Origin of the sequence: Streptomyces sp. SID3212, assembly GCF_009865405.1 — a bacterium.
GTDB lineage: Bacteria > Actinomycetota > Actinomycetes > Streptomycetales > Streptomycetaceae > Streptomyces.
In genome coordinates, this window is the sequence record NZ_WWJY01000126.1 from 1 (window position 1) to 652 (window position 652).

The window sequence follows — 652 nt, forward strand, 5'->3', positions numbered from 1 at the left end:
CCGCATCGGCGCCGCGCTCGACGCGGGGCCCCACGACCCCGAGGCCGTGGACGTCGTCTTCCTCGACATCCACATGGCCGGCCTCACCGGCCTGGACGTCGCCAAGCTCCTCGCCGGTTTCGCGGAACCGCCCCTCATCGTCTTCGTCACCGCCCACGAGGGCTTCGCCGTCCAGGCGTTCGACCTCAAGGCCGTCGACTACGTCCTCAAACCGGTCCGCAGGGAACGGCTCGCCGAGGCCGTCCGCCGGGTCGCCGAGCTGGCGGGGGACCGCCCCGCGGTCCTCGACACCGCCGCCGACCAGATATCCGTCGAACTCGGCGGGGTCACCCGCTTCGTCGCCGTCGGCGACATCGCCTACGCCGAGGCGCAGGGCGACTACGCCCGTCTGCACACCGACACGGGCAGCCATCTGGTCCGTGTCCCCCTCACCACCCTGGAGGAGCGCTGGCGCGCCCGGGGCTTCGTCCGGATCCACCGGCGCCACCTCGTGGCCCTCGCCCGGATCGACGAACTGCGGCTCGACGCGGGCGCGATGAGCGTCCGCGTGGGGGAGGCCGAGCTGGCGGTGTCCCGCCGCCACGCCCGGGGGCTGCGGGACCTCCTGATGCGCCAGGCGGGCCGCTGACCGGCGGCCGGCCGTCGCCGGCCG

The 652-nt window shown here is 75.0% G+C and carries 1 protein-coding gene; it reads left to right on the forward strand.

The features are described from left to right. A partial coding sequence (locus GT042_RS03610; RefSeq protein WP_161307241.1) for a LytTR family DNA-binding domain-containing protein occupies window positions 1-628 on the forward strand: 628 nt, incomplete at its 5' end. Between the last annotated feature and the right edge of the window lie 24 nt (window positions 629-652).